This window comes from Nocardioides zeicaulis (assembly GCF_042432345.1).
Classification (GTDB): domain Bacteria; phylum Actinomycetota; class Actinomycetes; order Propionibacteriales; family Nocardioidaceae; genus Nocardioides; species Nocardioides zeicaulis.
Window position 1 is genome coordinate 1,436,343 of the sequence record NZ_JBHLXH010000001.1, and the last position, 14,945, is coordinate 1,451,287.

The following is a 14,945-nucleotide window of genomic DNA, read 5'->3' on the forward strand; positions in this document are numbered from 1 at the left end:
ACGCGCGTGCGGCCGCGTTCGACGACACCCGCGGAGGTCGGCTGGCACGATGGTCGACATGACGGAGGAGGCCGGTCAGCGGGACGCCCCGATCGCCGCCCGCGTCCACCTGGCCCACGCCATCGCCCAGAAGCTCGCCGAGGACGCGGGCGTGGACCTGCTCCACCTCAAGGGTCCGGCCGTCCTCCCCGGGCTGCGCGCCGAGGGCCGCCACTCCAGCGACGTCGACGTGCTCGTGCGCCCCAGCCACCTGCCCCGGCTGGTCGCGGCGCTGGAGTCGGTGGGCTGGGAGCAGCGCACCGACTTCGCCACCGGGTCGGCGTTCGCCCACGCCGCCAACTGGTGGCACGACGACTGGGGCTGGATCGACGTCCACACGATGTGGCCCGGGGTCGGCCTCGACCCGGAGGCGGCCTTCGACGTCCTCCAGCGCGACCGCGTGTGGCGCGAGATCGCCCACTGGGGCTGCCCGGTCCCCGACCGCACCGCCCAGCGGCTCGTCCTGGTGCTGCACGCCGCTCGCTCGCGCGGCAGCGGCGACGTCGACCGGGCCTGGACCGCCGCGACGCCCGAGGAGCAGGACGCCGTGCGCGCCCTCGCCGTCGAGCTGGACGCCGTGGTGGCGCTGGCCGCGGGCATCGGCGAGCTCGAGCAGCACCGCGGCGACCCGTCCTACCGGCTCTGGCGGCACTTCTCCCAGGGCGGCAGCCGGCTCGACGAGTGGGTCGCGCGGATGGCGGCCGCACGGACGCTGCGCGCCCGCCTCGACCTCGTCACGTCGGCGCTGCGGGTCAACCGCGACCACCTCCGCATGGAGCTCGGGCGTCCGCCCACCAAGGGAGATTTGCGCGCACGCCAGCGGGTACGCGTACGTCGCGCGGCCGAGGAGGTCGGCAAGCGGGTGAGGCGCGGATGACGCACACCTACCGGATCGCCGACGACGTGGCGTGGGTCAGCCTCGAGGACCTCGACGTCGGTGACCAGCCCACCGCCTACCTCACCCGCGTGCCGAAGGGCCTGCCGATCATGCTCGAGGGCTCGGCGTGCCTGGTGTGGCTCGCGCTGGCCGAGGGCGGGACGCTGGAGGAGGTGACGGCGGCGACCGCGGCGATGGCCGACCTGGCGGTCGAGGACGTCCGCAACGACGTGTCGGCGCTGGTCGACCAGCTCGTGGTCATCCGCGTCGTCGACGAGGAGTGAGCAGCAGCGCGCCGACCAGCGCGCCGAGGGTGTTGGCCACGACGTCCGCGACCGAGCCGACGCGGTCGAGCCAGAGCCCCTGCGCGACCTCGACGGCCGTCGAGCCGAGCAGCGCCAGCAGCGTCGCGACCCACCACGGCCGGCGCGTCAGCACCACCAGGACCGCCCCGAGCGGCACGAACAGCACGACGTTGAGGACGAAGCCGTAGTGGTGCGGCAGCGCCCAGTCGGGCGCGACCGGCCAGTCGTAGCGGAAGAACGTGTAGAGCCCGACGGTCAGCCGGTTCAGCTCCAGGCCCCACGGCCCGGTCAGCAGCACGACCAGACCGACGAGGTAGGCCGCGGCGAGCGCCCACGCCGTACGGCGACCGCGTGACCTCCCCACGGGCCCACCCTAGAGTTGGCCGGGTGAGCGACGACGGGCAGACGCGCGGGCTGGTCGTCGACGCGATGGGCGTCCCGATCGGCATCCCTGCCACCGGTGACGCCGCCGAGCGGCTCGCGCGCCAGTGGAGCCGCGCGCTCACCCACCTGCCGCCGGCCAGCTCGGTCGACCTCGACCAGCTCGCCGGCCTCGACGACCACGCCCACGACTACGCCGTCACCACCCGCGTCACCCTCGCCGCGCTCACCGCGACCGCCGGGCGCCGCGTCAACGTCCACGCCGGCGCCGTGGCCGACCCGGCCGGTCGGGCGCTGGCGGTGGTCGGGCCGTCGGGCGCCGGCAAGACCACGGCGATCCTGCGCCTGGCCCGCGACCTGGGCTACCTCTCCGACGAGACGGTCTCCCTCGACCACCGCCTCGGCGTGCACGCCCACGCCAAGCCGCTGTCGGTCGTCGCCGACCCGGGCTCCCCCCGCACCAAGGACTCTGTCTCCCCCGACGACCTCGGGCTGGTCGTCGCCCCGACGAGCGCGCGGCTGCACCGCATCGTGGTCCTCCAGCGCGGCGACGACGACGCCGGCCTCGTGCCGCTGCCGGCCGCGCGAGCGATCGCCACGATCGTCGCGCAGACCTCCTCGCTGGTGCACCTCGACCACCCGATGCTCCGGCTGGCCTCGGCGATCGAGGAGTGCGGCGGCGTGTGGGCACTGCACTACCGCGAGTTCGACGACTGGGCCGACGACGTCGTCGGGCTCCTCGACCGCGCGCCCCAGCCGGCCGCGCCCTACGTCCACCACCCGCGCGACCGCGCGAGCCTCGTCGACGGCGGCCCCGGCACCTGGTCGCGCACCGGCTGGAAGGACGCGGTCGAGTACGCCGACGAGCTCGTCGTCATGGTCGACGACCAGGTGCGGGTGCTGGCCGGCCTCGGGGTCGGGCTGTGGCTGTCGCTGGACCAGCCGCGCACCGAGGCGGAGCTGGTCGAGGCGTCCCGGGAGCGGTGGGGCGAGCACCCCGACGCGCCCGCGCTGGTCGCCGACGCGCTCGCCGTGCTGGCCGCGCAGGGAGTGGTCCGGGGCCCGGCCTGACGGTGCACCCCTCGCGGGTAACGTGCGCCACATGACAGCCCGCCGCCAGCTCCCCACCGACGAGGCCCGCGACCTGCTCGCCCTGACCCGCGAGGTCGCGACGAAGGAGCTCTCCCCGCGCTCGGCCGAGGCGGAGGCCACCGAGACGTTCCCGCGCGACGTCTTCCGGCTGCTCGGTCGCGCCGGCCTGCTCGGCCTGCCCTACCCCGAGGAGCACGGCGGCGGCGAGCAGCCCTACGAGGTCTACCTCCAGGTGCTCGAGGAGATCGGCGCCGTGTGGTCGTCGGTGGGCGTCGGCGTCTCGGTCCACGCCCTGTCGTGCTTCGGCCTGGCCGAGTTCGGCACGGAGGAGCAGAAGGCGCGCTGGCTGCCCGACATGCTCGGCGGCGAGCTGCTCGGTGCGTACTGCCTCTCCGAGCCCCACGCCGGCTCCGACCCGGCTGCGATGCGCACCACCGCGCGACGCGACGGCGACTCCTACGTCCTCGACGGCGCCAAGGCCTGGACCACCCACGGCGGCCACGCCGACTTCTACAAGGTGATGGCCCGCACGTCCGACGACCGCAACGGCATCTCCTGCTTCCTCGTGCCGGCCGACGCCGAGGGCCTGTCCGCCGACCCGCCGGAGCGCAAGATGGGACTCACCGGCTCCGCCACTGCGACGATGCGCTTCGACGGCGTGCGCGTCGACGCCTCGCGCCGCCTCGGCGAGGAGGGCGACGGCCTGCGGATCGCGCTCGCCGGCCTCGACGCCGGCCGCCTCGGGATCGCCGCCGTCGCGGTCGGCCTGGCCCAGGGCGCCCTCGACTCGGCCGTGGCCTACGCCCGCGAGCGGGAGACCTTCGGCAAGCCGATCATCGACCACCAGGGCCTGGCGTTCGTGCTCGCCGACATGGAGGCCGCGATCGTCTCCGCCCGCGCCACGATGCTCCACGCCGCGCGCCTCAAGGACGCCGGCCTGCCCTTCGGCCGCGAGGCCTCCATCGCCAAGCTCGTCGCCACCGACAACGCGATGAAGGTGACCACCGACGCCGTCCAGGTCCTCGGCGGCTACGGCTACACCCGTGACTTCCCCGTCGAGCGCTACATGCGCGAGGCCAAGGTCATGCAGATCTTCGAGGGCACCAACCAGATCCAGCGGATGGTCATCTCCCGCTCGCTGGCCAAGGACAACGCCGGCGCGATCGGCTGACCTGCCTGACGTCCCCCGAAGTCCCCGGATATCCGGGGAACTTGCCGCTTCGAGGCCGAAGCATCGCGTACGAAGCGGCAGCTTCGACCGCGAAGTCCGGCCGTTCCGCGCCGGTGGACGGGCCCAGCCCCCTGGTCGTACGTCGCGCAGCAACGCCGGCACGGCACGTGTCACCCCTCGGTGGGTGTTCGGGGCGTGCCCGGCGAGCAACCGTGGGGTCATGGCTACCAACAAGCGCATCGCGTTCCTGACCGCCGGCGAGGGCATCGAGGAGGTCGAGCTGACCGAACCCTGGAAGGCCGTGACCGACGCCGGCCACACCGCCGAGCTGCTCTCCCTCGAGGAGGGTGAGGTGCAGCTGTTCCAGCACCTCGACAAGTCCACCACCCAGAAGGTCGACCGGCTCGTGTCCGCCGCGTCGGTCGAGGACTACGACGCCCTGGTCCTGCCGGGCGGCGTGGCCAACCCCGACGCACTCCGCACCGACGAGGGCGCGGTCGCCTTCGTCCGCGACTTCGTCGGCTCGGGCCGCCCCGTCGCGGCGATCTGCCACGCCCCGTGGACCCTCGTCGAGGCCGACGCCGTGCGCGGGCGCCGGGTCACGAGCTGGCCGAGCCTGCAGACCGACGTGCGCAACGCCGGCGGCGACTGGGTCGACGAGGAGGTCGTCGTCGACGGGAACCTCATCACCAGCCGCAACCCCGACGACATCCCCGCCTTCAACCGCGAGCTGCTCTCCGCGCTCGACGGCTGAGCCGGTCCGTCCACGACGGGGACGGGGGTGTGGCGCACGTCACATCCATGCGGCATGCTTCGTGGGAGCGCTCTCACACTCGGGAAGGCCCCACGATGACACGTCCACACCCCCGCACCCGCCGTACGCCGCTGCGCACCGCCGCAGCCGCCCTCCTCCTCGCCGTCGCCGGGCTCGTCCCGGCGGCGCTCGCCGCACCAGCCGGCGCCGCGGCGCCGCACTCGCGGCCGGCTCCCCCTGCTCCTCCCGCCACCGCCCTCGGCGACCACGTCGTCGTCTTCGACCCCTCGATGCCCACCGCGGAGATCGAGCAGCGGGCCGACGCGATCTGGCAGCAGCAGGTCGACGCCGAGATGTCGTCCGGGAGGTGGAGCCTGCTGTTCCGACCGGGCACCTACGGCTCCGCCGACGACCCGTTGCAGATCAAGGTCGGCTACTACACCGAGGTCGCCGGGCTCGGCGCGTCACCCTCCAACACGGTCGTCAACGGCAAGGTCGAGGTCTACAACCGCTGCCTCACCGACGGCCCCACCCAGCCCTACTGCGTCGCCCTCAACAACTTCTGGCGCTCGCTGTCCAACCTCACCATCCAGGTCAACGGCACCGGGCAGGACGGCTGCCGCGCGTCCGCGAACTTCTGGGCGGCCAGCCAGGCCTCGGCCCTGCGCCGCGTCGACGTCCGCGGCGGCAACCTGTCGCTGATGGACTACTGCACCGAGGGGCCCCAGTACGCCAGCGGCGGCTACCTCGCCGACTCCCGCGCGGAGACCGTGGTCAACGGCTCGCAGCAGCAGTGGCTGACCCGCAACTCCCAGGTCGGGTCGTGGTCGAACGGCGTGTGGAACCAGGTCTTCGCCGGCACGGTCGGAGCGCCGTCCGAGGCGAACTTCCCCACGGAGCCCTACACCACGCTCGACCGCACGCCGGTCAGCCGGGAGAAGCCCTACCTCCACGTCGACACCACCGGCCGTTGGCTGGTCCGCGTCCCGGACCCACGCACCGACTCGCAGGGACCTGACTGGACGAGCGGCACCACCGCGGGCCGGGACCTCCCGCTCTCGTCCTTCCACGTCGCCTCCCCCGACCAGCCCGCCCGGGTGCTGGCTGCTGCCCTCTCCCGCGGCCAGAACCTGCTGCTCACCCCCGGTGTGTACGACGTCGACCGCAGCCTGGTGGTCCGCCGCAGCGGCACCGTCGTGCTCGGTCTCGGCCAGGCCACGCTCACCTCGGTGCGCGGCGCCACGCCCGTCGTCGTGGACGGCCACGCCTCCGACGTCGTCGTCGCCGGGGTGACCGTCGACGCCGGCGTGCAGGAGTCGCGCGCGCTGATGCACATCGAGGCGCAGCGCGGTCACGGCCGCCGCGGGACCACGCCCAGCACCACGCTCAACGACGTCTACTTCCGCGTCGGCGGACCCCACGTCGGACGCACCCGCGCGGCGCTGGTGATCGACGCGGACGACGTGCTCGTCGACCACACGTGGGTCTGGCGCGCCGACCACGGCGTCGAGGGCTTCACCGCCGGGGTCAGCGGTGACACCGACCGCTGGCGCACCAACACCGCGCCCGTCGGGGTGGTCGTCAACGGCGACCGCGTGCACGCCACCGGCCTGTTCGTCGAGCACTTCCAGCAGCACAGCACGATCTGGAACGGCGAGGACGGCCACGTCGTGCTCTACCAGAACGAGCTGCCCTACGACCCGCCGAGCCAGGCCGACTGGACCCGGCCCGACGGCACGCTCGGCTGGGCCGGCTACGAGGTCGGCGACCGCGTGCAGCGTCACCAGCTCTACGGCGGCGGCGTCTACGTCTTCAACCGCAACGACCCCTCCATCACGACGGCGCGCGGCTTCAAGGTGCCGGACCGGGCGGGTGTACGCCTGCACCACGTGATGACGGTCAACCTCGAGGCGGGCAGCATCGAGCACGTCGTCAACGACACCGGCGCCCGCGTCGACAGCAGCGCACCGGGCGTGCCGAGCTACCTCGCCGACTACCCGGCGTCGTAGGGCTCAGCCGACCAGCCAGCGGCCCAGGAGCGTCCCGTCCTGCTCCAGCAGCAGGGCGGGGCGCACGGCCACGTCCACGTCGGGTCCACCGGCGATGCGCGGGCCGTCGCCGGCCACCAGCCGGGGCGAGATCGTCCAGCACAGCTCGTCGACCACGCCGGCGGCGAGCAGGTCGCCGAACAGCGACGGCCCGCCCTCGCACAGCTGGTCCTTCCAGCCGCGGCTCAGCAGCTCGGCCTTGAGCGCGACGAGGTCGATCTCGTCCTCGCCCAGCACCAGCACCTGCTCGTGGCCGAGCAGCTCCCTGGCCTCCTCGAGCCCCTCGGCCGACGAGACGGTGGCGACCAGCACCCGGCCGCGCGGCGCCTCGCGGAGCGTCGGCGGGACGTCGGCGCGCCGGCTGACCACGACGACGGGGATCTTCGGGACGTCGTACTCCTCGTCGCGGATCGTGCCCGCGCCCACGACGAGGCAGTCGGCGTGCTTGCGCAGGGTGTCGAACACGCGCTTGTCGGCGTCGTCGTTGATGCTCGTGCTCAGCCCGTCGGCGCCGGTGGCGGAACCGTCGACGGTGCTCACGAAGTTCACCCGCATCCACGGCTCGCCGCGCGGCGCGTAGGCCTGCTGCAGCTGCTCGTCGGTCAGGTCGGCCAGGCGCTGCAGCTCGAAGGTCTCGCTCACCGTTCCATCCTCCCCTCTACCCTCGGCAGCGTGATCACCCTTGCGGACCTGGCCGCCCTGCACCACGCCCACGGGGACGCCTGGGGCAGCCCGGTCGCGCCCGTCGTGCTCGACGGCCCGCGCGGCCCCGTCACCATCGGCGACGGCCCGGTGACGCTGATGGGGTGCGTCAACCTCTCGCGCGACTCCACCTACCGCGAGAGCGTCGCCACCAGCCCGACCGACGCCGTCCGGATGGGCCGCATCCAGGCCGCGCAGGGGGCGGCGGTCATCGACCTCGGCGCCGAGTCGAGCAACGCCACCGCCGCCCGCGTCGGCGTCGACGACCAGCTGGCCCGGCTGCTGCCCGCCGTCGAGGGCCTGGCCGCCGAGGCGGTCGTCTCGGTCGAGACCTACGAGCCCGCCGTCGTGCGCGCCTGCCTCGAGGCCGGCGCCCGGGTCCTCAACATGACCGGCCGCGAGCACGAGGATGAGATGCTCGCCCTCGCCGCGGAGTACGACGCCGCGGTCGTGCTCTGCTTCGGCGAGACCGCCAACGTCCGCGAGATCTCCGACGTCCCGCCCGACGCCGATCCGATCCCGGTCCTGCTCGACCACTTCGCGCCGCGCATCGCCCACGCCCGCTCGCTCGGTGTCGACAAGGTCGTCATCGACCCCGGCATGGGCTTCTTCTACGGCAACCTGGTCGACCCGATGACCCGCGCCCGTCACCAGACGAAGGTGCTCGCCCAGGGCTTCCGGCTGCGCCCGCTCGGCGTGCCGACGTGCAACGCCGTGCCCCACAGCTTCGACGTCTTCGGCGACGAGTTCCGCAAGGCCGAGGGCTTCTACGCCGTCTTCGCGACCCTCGGCGGCACCCACCTGGTGCGCACCCACGAGGTCGCCCACCTCCGCGTGGTCCTGCGCGGCATGAGCGAGCTCGGCGTCGGCTGATCGGGGTCCGGGCAGACCCTGCGTCGGCCGGGCGCGGCGATCACCCGAGCTCGCGGTCAGCCGAGGAAGGCGCGGATCCCGGAGACCAGCGCGCGGGCGTAGCGGGCTCGACCGCGCGGTGACGTCATCACTCGCGCCTCGGCGGCGCTGCGCATGTTGCCGAGTTCGACCATCGCGGTCGGGACGTCGGAGAGGTTGAGGGTGCCGAGGTCGGAGCGGACGTCGAGCCCGTCGCCGCCGGCGACGTAGTTCGCGACCGGGAACCGCTTTGCGAGCAACCCAGCCTTCAGCGACCCCGCCAGCCGCAGCGAGGGCGCCGCGATGTCGTCGGTCCACGGCGCCCGGTCGGGCGGGACGATGACGTGGAACCCGCGCGCCCCGGCGGCGTACGAGCCGTCGGCGTGCACCGACACCTTGAGGTCGGCGCCGATCGCGTTGCCGGCCCGCCCACGCACGTCGACGCACGGCCCCCAGCGGTCCTCGCGGTTGCTGTGCCGGGTCATCCGCACGGTCGCGCCGAGCGCGCGCAACCGCTTCGCGACCAGCCGCGAGACCTGCCAGGCGAACGTGGCCTCGGGGTAGCCCCCGTCGGTGGCGGTGCCGGTGGTGTTGCAGGGCTTGGTGAAGCCCCCCGCCGGCACCGGGCGGCCGATCTCCTCGGGGAAGTGGTGGTTGCCGAGCTGGTGGCCGGGGTCGATGACCACGACCCGTCCGGCGAGCGGATCGGTGGACTTGTCGACCGCCGTTGACGCTGGACGCACGCTATTGCGTGCGTCGAGCGGAGATATCTCCGCTCGAGTCGCGCCGGCGACGCCGCCGCCGACCCCCGCGAGCGCGAGCGCGAGGACGAGGGGGACGAGCAGCCGGCGGAGCATCAGCCGCCGAAGCCCTGGGGGTTCTGCGACTGCCAGCGCCAGGTGTCGGCGGCCATGTCGTCGATCGTGCGCTGGGTGCTCCAGCCGAGCTCGGCGTTGGCCTTGGAGGGGTCGGCGTAGGACGTCGCGACGTCGCCGGGGCGGCGGTCGACGACCTCGTAGGGCAGCTCGCGGCCCACCGCGCGCTCGAAGGCGTGGAGCAGCTCGAGGACGCTGGTGCCGTGGCCGGAGCCGAGGTTCCAGGTGCTGACCGGCTCGTCGGTGACGGTCAGCTTCTCGAGCGCGGCGACGTGGCCGGCAGCGAGGTCCTCGACGTGGATGTAGTCGCGCACGCCGGTGCCGTCGACGGTGTCGTAGTCGTCGCCGAAGACCGACAGCTTGTCGCGCTTGCCGACCGCGACCTGGGCGATGAACGGCATCAGGTTGTTGGGGATGCCCGAGGGGTCCTCGCCGATCGTGCCGGAGGCGTGGGCGCCGACCGGGTTGAAGTAGCGCAGCAGCGCGATGCGCATGTGGGGCGCGGCGACGGCGACGTCGCGCAGGATCTGCTCCTGCATGACCTTGGTCCAGCCGTAGGGGTTGGTGGCGAAGGTGCGCTGGTCCTCGGTGGCGCCGGCCTGGTCGGTGCCGTAGACGGTGGCGCTGGAGGAGAAGACCAGCCTGTCGACGTCGTGGCGCTGCATCGCGCGCACCAGCGAGAAGGTCGAGCCGAGGTTGTTCTCGTAGTAGTCCAGCGGCTTCGCGACGCTCTCGCCGACGGCCTTGTAGCCGGCGAAGTGGATGACGGCGTCGAACGCCTCGGCGGCGAAGAGGTGCTCGGTCTTGTCGTAGTCGCACAGGTCGAACGAGTGCAACGTGAGCGCGGTCCCGGTCAGCGCCTCCATGCGGCCGAGCACCGTCGGGTGCGCGTTGCTGAAGTTGTCGACGATGACGACGTCGTGGCCGGCGGCGACGAGCTGGATGACGGTGTGCGAGCCGATGTAGCCGGCACCGCCGCTGACGAGGATCTTCATGACGTCACCCTAACGATTCCCGCGGCTGACAGACTGTGACCATGCCCAGCGCTCTGATCACCGGAATCACCGGCCAGGACGGCCTCTACCTCGCCGAGCTGCTGCTCGAGAAGGGGTACGACGTGCACGGGCTGATCCGCGGCCAGAACAACCCCCGCCGCGAGCTCGTGCAGAAGGTCGTCCCCGACGTCACCCTCCACAACGGCGACCTCACCGACCTGTCGAGCCTGATGCGCGCGATGCGCGACTCCGAGCCCGACGAGGTCTACAACCTCGGCGCGATCTCGTTCGTGGCGTACTCGTGGGAGAACGCCTTCGTCACCAGCGACGTGACCGGCATGGGCGTGCTCAACATGCTCGAGGCCGTGCGCCTGCACGCCGGCGACGACCCGGGGAGCATCCGGTTCTACCAGGCGTCGAGCTCGGAGATGTTCGGCAAGGTGCAGGAGGTGCCCCAGTCGGAGAGCACCCTGCTGTGGCCGCGCTCGCCCTACGGCGTGAGCAAGGTCTACGGCCACTACATGACCATCAACTACCGCGAGTCCTACGGCATGCACGCCTCGTCGGGGATCCTGTTCAACCACGAGTCGCCGCGCCGCGGGCCGGAGTTCGTGACCCGCAAGATCAGCCAGGCCGTCGCCCGGATCAGCCTGGGCCTGCAGGACGACATCACCCTCGGCAACCTCGACGCCCGCCGCGACTGGGGCTACGCCGGGGACTACGTCGAGGCGATGTGGCGGATGCTCCAGCAGGACTCCGCCGACGACTACGTCATCGCCACCGGCGAGACGTGGTCGATCCGCGACTACCTCGACCTGGCGTTCCAGCACATCGGCATCGACGACTGGGCCCACCTGGTCAAGCAGGATCCGCGCTTCATGCGGCCCGCCGAGGTCGAGCTGCTCATCGGCGACGCCACCAAGGCGAAGGAGAAGCTCGGCTGGACGCCCACCGTGTCGTTCGCCGAGCTCGTGGCGATGATGGTCGACAGCGACATCGCCGCCGCCAAGGCCGGCTGGTGACCGCGAGGGCCTTCATCACGGGGATCGGCGGCCAGGACGGCACCTACCTCGCCGAGCGCCTGCTCGCCGACGGGCTCGAGGTGCACGCGCTGGTGCTCGCCGCCGACGGCCATCCCGCCCACTGCCCGGAGGCCGTCGTGCTGCACCGCGGCGACCTCGCCGACGTCGACGGCACCCGGCGGCTGCTCCTCGAGGTCGCGCCGAGCGAGGTCTACAACCTCGCGGCGATCAGCTCGGTGGCCCAGTCGTGGGACGAGCCCGACCTCACCGCGCGGGTCAACGGGCAGGCGGCGGTGGCGCTGATGGAGTCGGCGCGCCAGGTCGGCGGCGTCCGCTTCGTGCAGGCCTCCAGCGCCGAGATCTTCGGCGAGCCGGCCGAGTCGCCGCAGACCGAGGCGACCGCCGTACGTCCGGTCAACCCCTACGGCGCGGCCAAGGCCTACGCCCACCTCACCGCCGGCGTGCTCCGCCAGCGCGACGAGCACGTGTCGAGCGTCGTGCTCTACAACCACGAGTCGCCCCGCCGGCCCGCGCGCTTCGTGACCCGCAAGATCACCTCGACGGTCGCCGCCATCGCGCGCGGCGACGCCGACCGCCTCGCGCTCGGCAACCTCGAGGCACGCCGCGACTGGGGCTGGGCGCCCGACTACGTCGACGCGATGGTGCGCGCCGCACGAGCGGAGGTGCCCGGCGACTACGTCGTGGCGACCGGCGTCGCGCACTCGGTGCGCGAGCTCGTCGCCGCCGCCTTCAGCGCCGCCGGGATCGACGACTGGGAGCCGCTGGTCCACCAGGACCCCGCGTTCTTCCGTCCCGCCGACCCCACCGAGCTCGTCGGCGACGCCACCCGCGCCCGCGAGGTGCTCGGCTGGGAGCCCACCGTCGGGTTCGAGGAGATCGTGCGCCGCATGGTCGAGGCCGACCTCACGCTCCCCGCTGGTTGAGGTGCGAGGTGCCTCAGCCGTGCTGCAGCAGCCCGAGGAGGTACTCCCCGTAGCCGGACTTGCGGAGCGGCTCGGCGCGGGCGACGAGCTCGTCGTCGGAGAGGAAGCCCATCCGCCAGGCGACCTCCTCCGGCGCACCGACCTTGAATCCCTGGCGGCCCTCGATGGTGCGCACGAAGTTGGAGGCGTCGTTGAGGGAGTCGAACGTGCCGGTGTCGAGCCAGGCGGTGCCGCGGGGCAGGACCTCGACGTGCAGCCGGCCCTCCTCGAGGTAGCGCCGGTTGAGGTCGGTGATCTCGAGCTCGCCGCGCGCCGACGGCTCCAGCTCGGCGGCGTACTGCACGACGTCGTTGTCGTAGAAGTAGAGACCCGGCACGGCGTAGTCGCTCTTGGGGTTCTCCGGCTTCTCCTCCAGCGACAGGGCCCGGCCCTGGTCGTCGAACTCGACCACGCCGTACGCCCGGGGGTCGGCGACGTGGTAGCCGAAGACGGCCGCACCGTCGAGCTCGGAGAAGCGCAGCAGCTGGCTGCCGAGGCCGGAGCCGTAGAAGATGTTGTCGCCCAGGACGAGGGCGGACCGCTGGTCGCCGATGTGGTCGGCACCGATGATGAACGCCTGCGCGAGCCCGTCGGGCGAGGGCTGCGTGGCGAAGGTCAGGTTGATCCCGAACTGCGAGCCGTCACCGAGCAGCCGGTGGAAGGCCTCGGCCTCGTGGGGCGTGGTGATGATGAGGACGTCGCGGATGCCGGCGAGCATCAGCGTCGAGAGCGGGTAGTAGATCATCGGCTTGTCGTAGACCGGGACCAGCTGCTTGCTGATGCCCTGGGTGATCGGGTGCAGCCGGGAGCCGGTGCCACCGGCCAGGATGATTCCGCGCATGGCCTCACCCTAGAGGTCCGGTTCCGCAGGTGCTGCTCCACACCGTTTGGCACCATGTGCGCATGCCGTCCTCCCGTCGCCGTACGCCGCGACGGCTGGTCCGGCCGGCCACCGTCATCGGCGGCCTGCTGCTCCTGCTCGTGGTCCTGGCCCTCCTCGCGATCCCGTTCCGCACGGCGCCCGCCAGCGCCGAGCACGCCCGGACCGACCTCGAGGCGGCCCGTGACGCGCTCTCGGCGGGCGACCTCGACGCCGCCCGCACCAGCATCGCCGGGGCGCGGGCCCACACCGACGACCTGCAGGGCGCGATCCAGGGCATCGGCGGCGACGTCTGGAGCCTGGTCCCGGTCGTGGGCGCACCGGTGTCCGACGTGCGGCACCTCGGCAACGCGCTCGACCGGCTGACCTCCACGGCCGAGCTGGCCGTGGAGGCGTGGCCGACGGTCAACGGCAAGGACGCGACGCTGCTGCGCGGGGGGTCGGTCGACGTCGACGCCCTGCGGGTGCTGGTCGACGCGGTGTCGACCGCGAGCGCGAACCTCGACGCCGCCCAGGTCGAGCTGGGCGCGGTGCACGACTCCGCGCTCGGCGTCGGCACCCGCCTCGCCGACGCCCGCGACCAGGCGGAGGAGGTCGTCACCCCGCTGGCCTCGACCGCCCGCGCCACGAAGCCGCTGACCGACGCGCTGCCCGACCTGTTCGGCGCGGGCGAGCCCCGGTCGTACCTGCTGGCCCTGCTCAACCCCAGCGAGCAGCGCTTCTCCGGCGGCGCCCCGCTGACCCTCGCCCCGCTCACCGTCTCCGACGGGCGGCTCACCGTCGGCGAGGCCCGTGACACCACCGACCGCGACCTCTACAAGGTCGGGCGCTGGCCGCGCGTCGACGGCAACCCGTTCCACACCGGCAAGCTGCGTATCTCCACCTCCACCTACGCCCCCGACTGGTCGGTCTCCGGCGAGGAGCTGCTGCGCGGCTGGGAGCGCCGCGGCGGTGCTCCGCAGGACGGCCTGGTGGCGGTCGACGTGGTCGCGCTGGCCGACCTGCTGCGCATCACGGGCCCGGTCGACGTCCCGGTCTACGGCACCATCGACTCCTCCAACTTCGTCCAGAAGCTGGTCGGCGACTACGACGCCTACCCCTCCAACGCCGCACGGCACGACCTCAACCTCGCCCTCGTCCCGGTGTTCTCCGACCGCCTGTTCTCCCCCGGCCAGGGCCGCCAGAAGATCGAGTCGATCCGCGACTCCGCGCGCGGACGCCACTTCGCGCTGTGGATGCGCGACCCCGACGTGCAGGCCGCGATCACCGACGTCGGTCTCTCCGGGGAGCTCTCCGACACCGACCACGACTACCTCGCGGTGTTCAACCAGAACACCAACGCCAGCAAGTCCGACTACTGGCAGCGGCGCTCGGTCACCAGCGACGTGCGGCTGCGCGAGGACGGGTCGGCGAAGGTGCGGATGACCGTCACCGTGCACAACGACTCGCCGCCCTACATCGCGCCGTTCGGCGACCCCCGCGGCGGCACCAGCCTCACCCGCTGGAACGGCATGACCCTCGGGGTGTTCCTGCCCGAGGGCGTCGAGGTCGGCTCGGCCACGGTCGCCGGCAAGGCGGTGGGCACCGACGTCTTCGACTACTACGGCCGCCCCTACAAGCTGCTGCGCCTGACCCTGCCGCCCACCGAGACCCGCACGGTGGAGCTGGAGTACGTCGTCCCCGAGGCGGCGACGGCGCCCGGCGACGGCACGCTGGCCTACCGGCTCGACGCGACGCCGCAGGGGATGGTCGTGCCCCAATCGGTCTCGGTGACCGTGCACTGGCCCGCCGGCTACGACGTCTCGGACCTGCCCGAGGGCTGGACCCGGAGCGCCGCGGGCACCGCCACGTGGGCCGACCCGGGCCTGGTCACCCAGCCGAGCTTCACCGTGGTGGGATCGTCCGGCGCCCGCCCGGCACCCTAGACTCC

Annotated in this window: 15 protein-coding genes; 10 read left to right on the top strand and 5 right to left on the bottom strand. The window is 72.9% G+C overall.

What is annotated here, in order from left to right:
• The first annotated feature begins 49 nt into the window (after positions 1-49).
• Together ACFFJG_RS07090 and ACFFJG_RS07095 are read left to right on the top strand one after the other, a co-directional pair.
• On the top strand, positions 50-916 hold the full coding sequence (locus ACFFJG_RS07090) for a nucleotidyltransferase family protein (protein ID WP_378517898.1): 867 nt from the start codon (positions 50-52) through the stop codon (positions 914-916).
• Positions 913-1,200, top strand: coding sequence for a PqqD family peptide modification chaperone (locus tag ACFFJG_RS07095; protein WP_378517899.1), 288 nt, complete (start codon positions 913-915; stop codon positions 1,198-1,200). Before ACFFJG_RS07090 ends, ACFFJG_RS07095 begins: the two co-directional genes overlap by 4 nt.
• Here the strand turns inward: ACFFJG_RS07095 and ACFFJG_RS07100 are convergent.
• Positions 1,175-1,585 carry a VanZ family protein gene (locus ACFFJG_RS07100; RefSeq protein ID WP_378517900.1) on the bottom strand — a complete coding sequence of 137 codons (411 nt, stop codon included), beginning with the start codon at positions 1,583-1,585 and terminating at the stop codon, positions 1,175-1,177. The genes ACFFJG_RS07095 and ACFFJG_RS07100 overlap by 26 nt on opposite strands.
• 23 nt (positions 1,586-1,608) lie before the next feature.
• Here ACFFJG_RS07100 and ACFFJG_RS07105 point away from each other — a divergent pair, with 23 nt between their 5' ends.
• From ACFFJG_RS07105 to ACFFJG_RS07120, 4 genes are all read left to right on the top strand, one after another.
• Positions 1,609-2,673, top strand: a complete 1,065-nt coding sequence (locus ACFFJG_RS07105; RefSeq protein ID WP_378517901.1) for a hypothetical protein — start codon at positions 1,609-1,611, stop codon at positions 2,671-2,673.
• 31 nt (positions 2,674-2,704) lie between these two features.
• Complete coding sequence (locus ACFFJG_RS07110; RefSeq protein ID WP_378517902.1) at positions 2,705-3,865, top strand: acyl-CoA dehydrogenase family protein; 1,161 nt, start codon at positions 2,705-2,707, stop codon at positions 3,863-3,865.
• A 220-nt stretch (positions 3,866-4,085) separates the two neighbouring features.
• Complete coding sequence (locus ACFFJG_RS07115; protein WP_378517903.1) at positions 4,086-4,619, top strand: type 1 glutamine amidotransferase domain-containing protein; 534 nt, start codon at positions 4,086-4,088, stop codon at positions 4,617-4,619.
• Positions 4,620-4,714: 95 nt separating this feature from the next.
• Entirely contained in the window at positions 4,715-6,628 is a 1,914-nt protein-coding gene (locus tag ACFFJG_RS07120; protein ID WP_378517904.1) for a pectate lyase-like domain-containing protein, read from the top strand.
• Between the two features lie 3 nt (positions 6,629-6,631).
• Here ACFFJG_RS07120 and ACFFJG_RS07125 read toward each other — a convergent pair whose 3' ends face one another.
• Positions 6,632-7,309: a dihydrofolate reductase family protein gene (locus tag ACFFJG_RS07125; RefSeq protein ID WP_378517905.1), complete on the bottom strand. Its 678-nt coding sequence runs from the start codon at positions 7,307-7,309 to the stop codon at positions 6,632-6,634.
• Between the two features lie 30 nt (positions 7,310-7,339).
• Here ACFFJG_RS07125 and ACFFJG_RS07130 point away from each other — a divergent pair, with 30 nt between their 5' ends.
• A complete protein-coding gene (locus tag ACFFJG_RS07130; protein WP_378517906.1) occupies positions 7,340-8,242 on the top strand; it encodes a dihydropteroate synthase in 903 nt (300 codons plus the stop codon).
• 56 nt (positions 8,243-8,298) lie between these two features.
• Here ACFFJG_RS07130 and ACFFJG_RS07135 read toward each other — a convergent pair whose 3' ends face one another.
• Together ACFFJG_RS07135 and galE are read right to left on the bottom strand one after the other, a co-directional pair.
• Entirely contained in the window at positions 8,299-9,117 is an 819-nt protein-coding gene (locus ACFFJG_RS07135) for an N-acetylmuramoyl-L-alanine amidase (protein ID WP_378517907.1), read from the bottom strand.
• The gene (gene galE / locus ACFFJG_RS07140) at positions 9,117-10,130 is read right to left on the bottom strand and encodes a UDP-glucose 4-epimerase GalE (RefSeq protein ID WP_378517908.1); all 1,014 of its coding nucleotides are present in this window, start codon (positions 10,128-10,130) and stop codon (positions 9,117-9,119) included. The genes ACFFJG_RS07135 and galE overlap by 1 nt, the downstream gene beginning before the upstream one ends.
• A 41-nt stretch (positions 10,131-10,171) precedes the next feature.
• Here galE and gmd point away from each other — a divergent pair, with 41 nt between their 5' ends.
• Together gmd and ACFFJG_RS07150 are read left to right on the top strand one after the other, a co-directional pair.
• Positions 10,172-11,152 (top strand): GDP-mannose 4,6-dehydratase, encoded by a 981-nt coding sequence (gmd, locus tag ACFFJG_RS07145; RefSeq protein WP_378517909.1) that lies wholly within the window; start codon positions 10,172-10,174, stop codon positions 11,150-11,152.
• The gene (locus tag ACFFJG_RS07150) at positions 11,149-12,096 is read left to right on the top strand and encodes a GDP-mannose 4,6-dehydratase (RefSeq protein WP_378517910.1); all 948 of its coding nucleotides are present in this window, start codon (positions 11,149-11,151) and stop codon (positions 12,094-12,096) included. Before gmd ends, ACFFJG_RS07150 begins: the two co-directional genes overlap by 4 nt.
• A gap of 13 nt (positions 12,097-12,109) precedes the next feature.
• Here ACFFJG_RS07150 and rfbA read toward each other — a convergent pair whose 3' ends face one another.
• The gene (gene rfbA, locus ACFFJG_RS07155; RefSeq protein ID WP_378517911.1) at positions 12,110-12,976 is read right to left on the bottom strand and encodes a glucose-1-phosphate thymidylyltransferase RfbA; all 867 of its coding nucleotides are present in this window, start codon (positions 12,974-12,976) and stop codon (positions 12,110-12,112) included.
• Between the two features lie 62 nt (positions 12,977-13,038).
• Here rfbA and ACFFJG_RS07160 point away from each other — a divergent pair, with 62 nt between their 5' ends.
• A complete protein-coding gene (locus tag ACFFJG_RS07160) occupies positions 13,039-14,940 on the top strand; it encodes a DUF4012 domain-containing protein (protein WP_378517912.1) in 1,902 nt (633 codons plus the stop codon).
• The last annotated feature ends 5 nt before the right edge of the window (positions 14,941-14,945 follow it).

Coding starts and splice junctions, on each gene's coding strand:
- ACFFJG_RS07090 (WP_378517898.1), top strand. CDS start 50: ATGGTCGACATGACGGAGGAGGCCGGTCAGCGGGACGCCCCGATCGCC.
- ACFFJG_RS07095 (WP_378517899.1), top strand. CDS start 913: ATGACGCACACCTACCGGATCGCCGACGACGTGGCGTGGGTCAGCCTC.
- ACFFJG_RS07110 (WP_378517902.1), top strand. CDS start 2,705: ATGACAGCCCGCCGCCAGCTCCCCACCGACGAGGCCCGCGACCTGCTC.
- ACFFJG_RS07115 (WP_378517903.1), top strand. CDS start 4,086: ATGGCTACCAACAAGCGCATCGCGTTCCTGACCGCCGGCGAGGGCATC.
- ACFFJG_RS07120 (WP_378517904.1), top strand. CDS start 4,715: ATGACACGTCCACACCCCCGCACCCGCCGTACGCCGCTGCGCACCGCC.
- ACFFJG_RS07135 (WP_378517907.1), bottom strand. CDS start 9,117: ATGCTCCGCCGGCTGCTCGTCCCCCTCGTCCTCGCGCTCGCGCTCGCG.
- galE (WP_378517908.1), bottom strand. CDS start 10,130: ATGAAGATCCTCGTCAGCGGCGGTGCCGGCTACATCGGCTCGCACACC.
- gmd (WP_378517909.1), top strand. CDS start 10,172: ATGCCCAGCGCTCTGATCACCGGAATCACCGGCCAGGACGGCCTCTAC.
- rfbA (WP_378517911.1), bottom strand. CDS start 12,976: ATGCGCGGAATCATCCTGGCCGGTGGCACCGGCTCCCGGCTGCACCCG.
- ACFFJG_RS07160 (WP_378517912.1), top strand. CDS start 13,039: ATGCCGTCCTCCCGTCGCCGTACGCCGCGACGGCTGGTCCGGCCGGCC.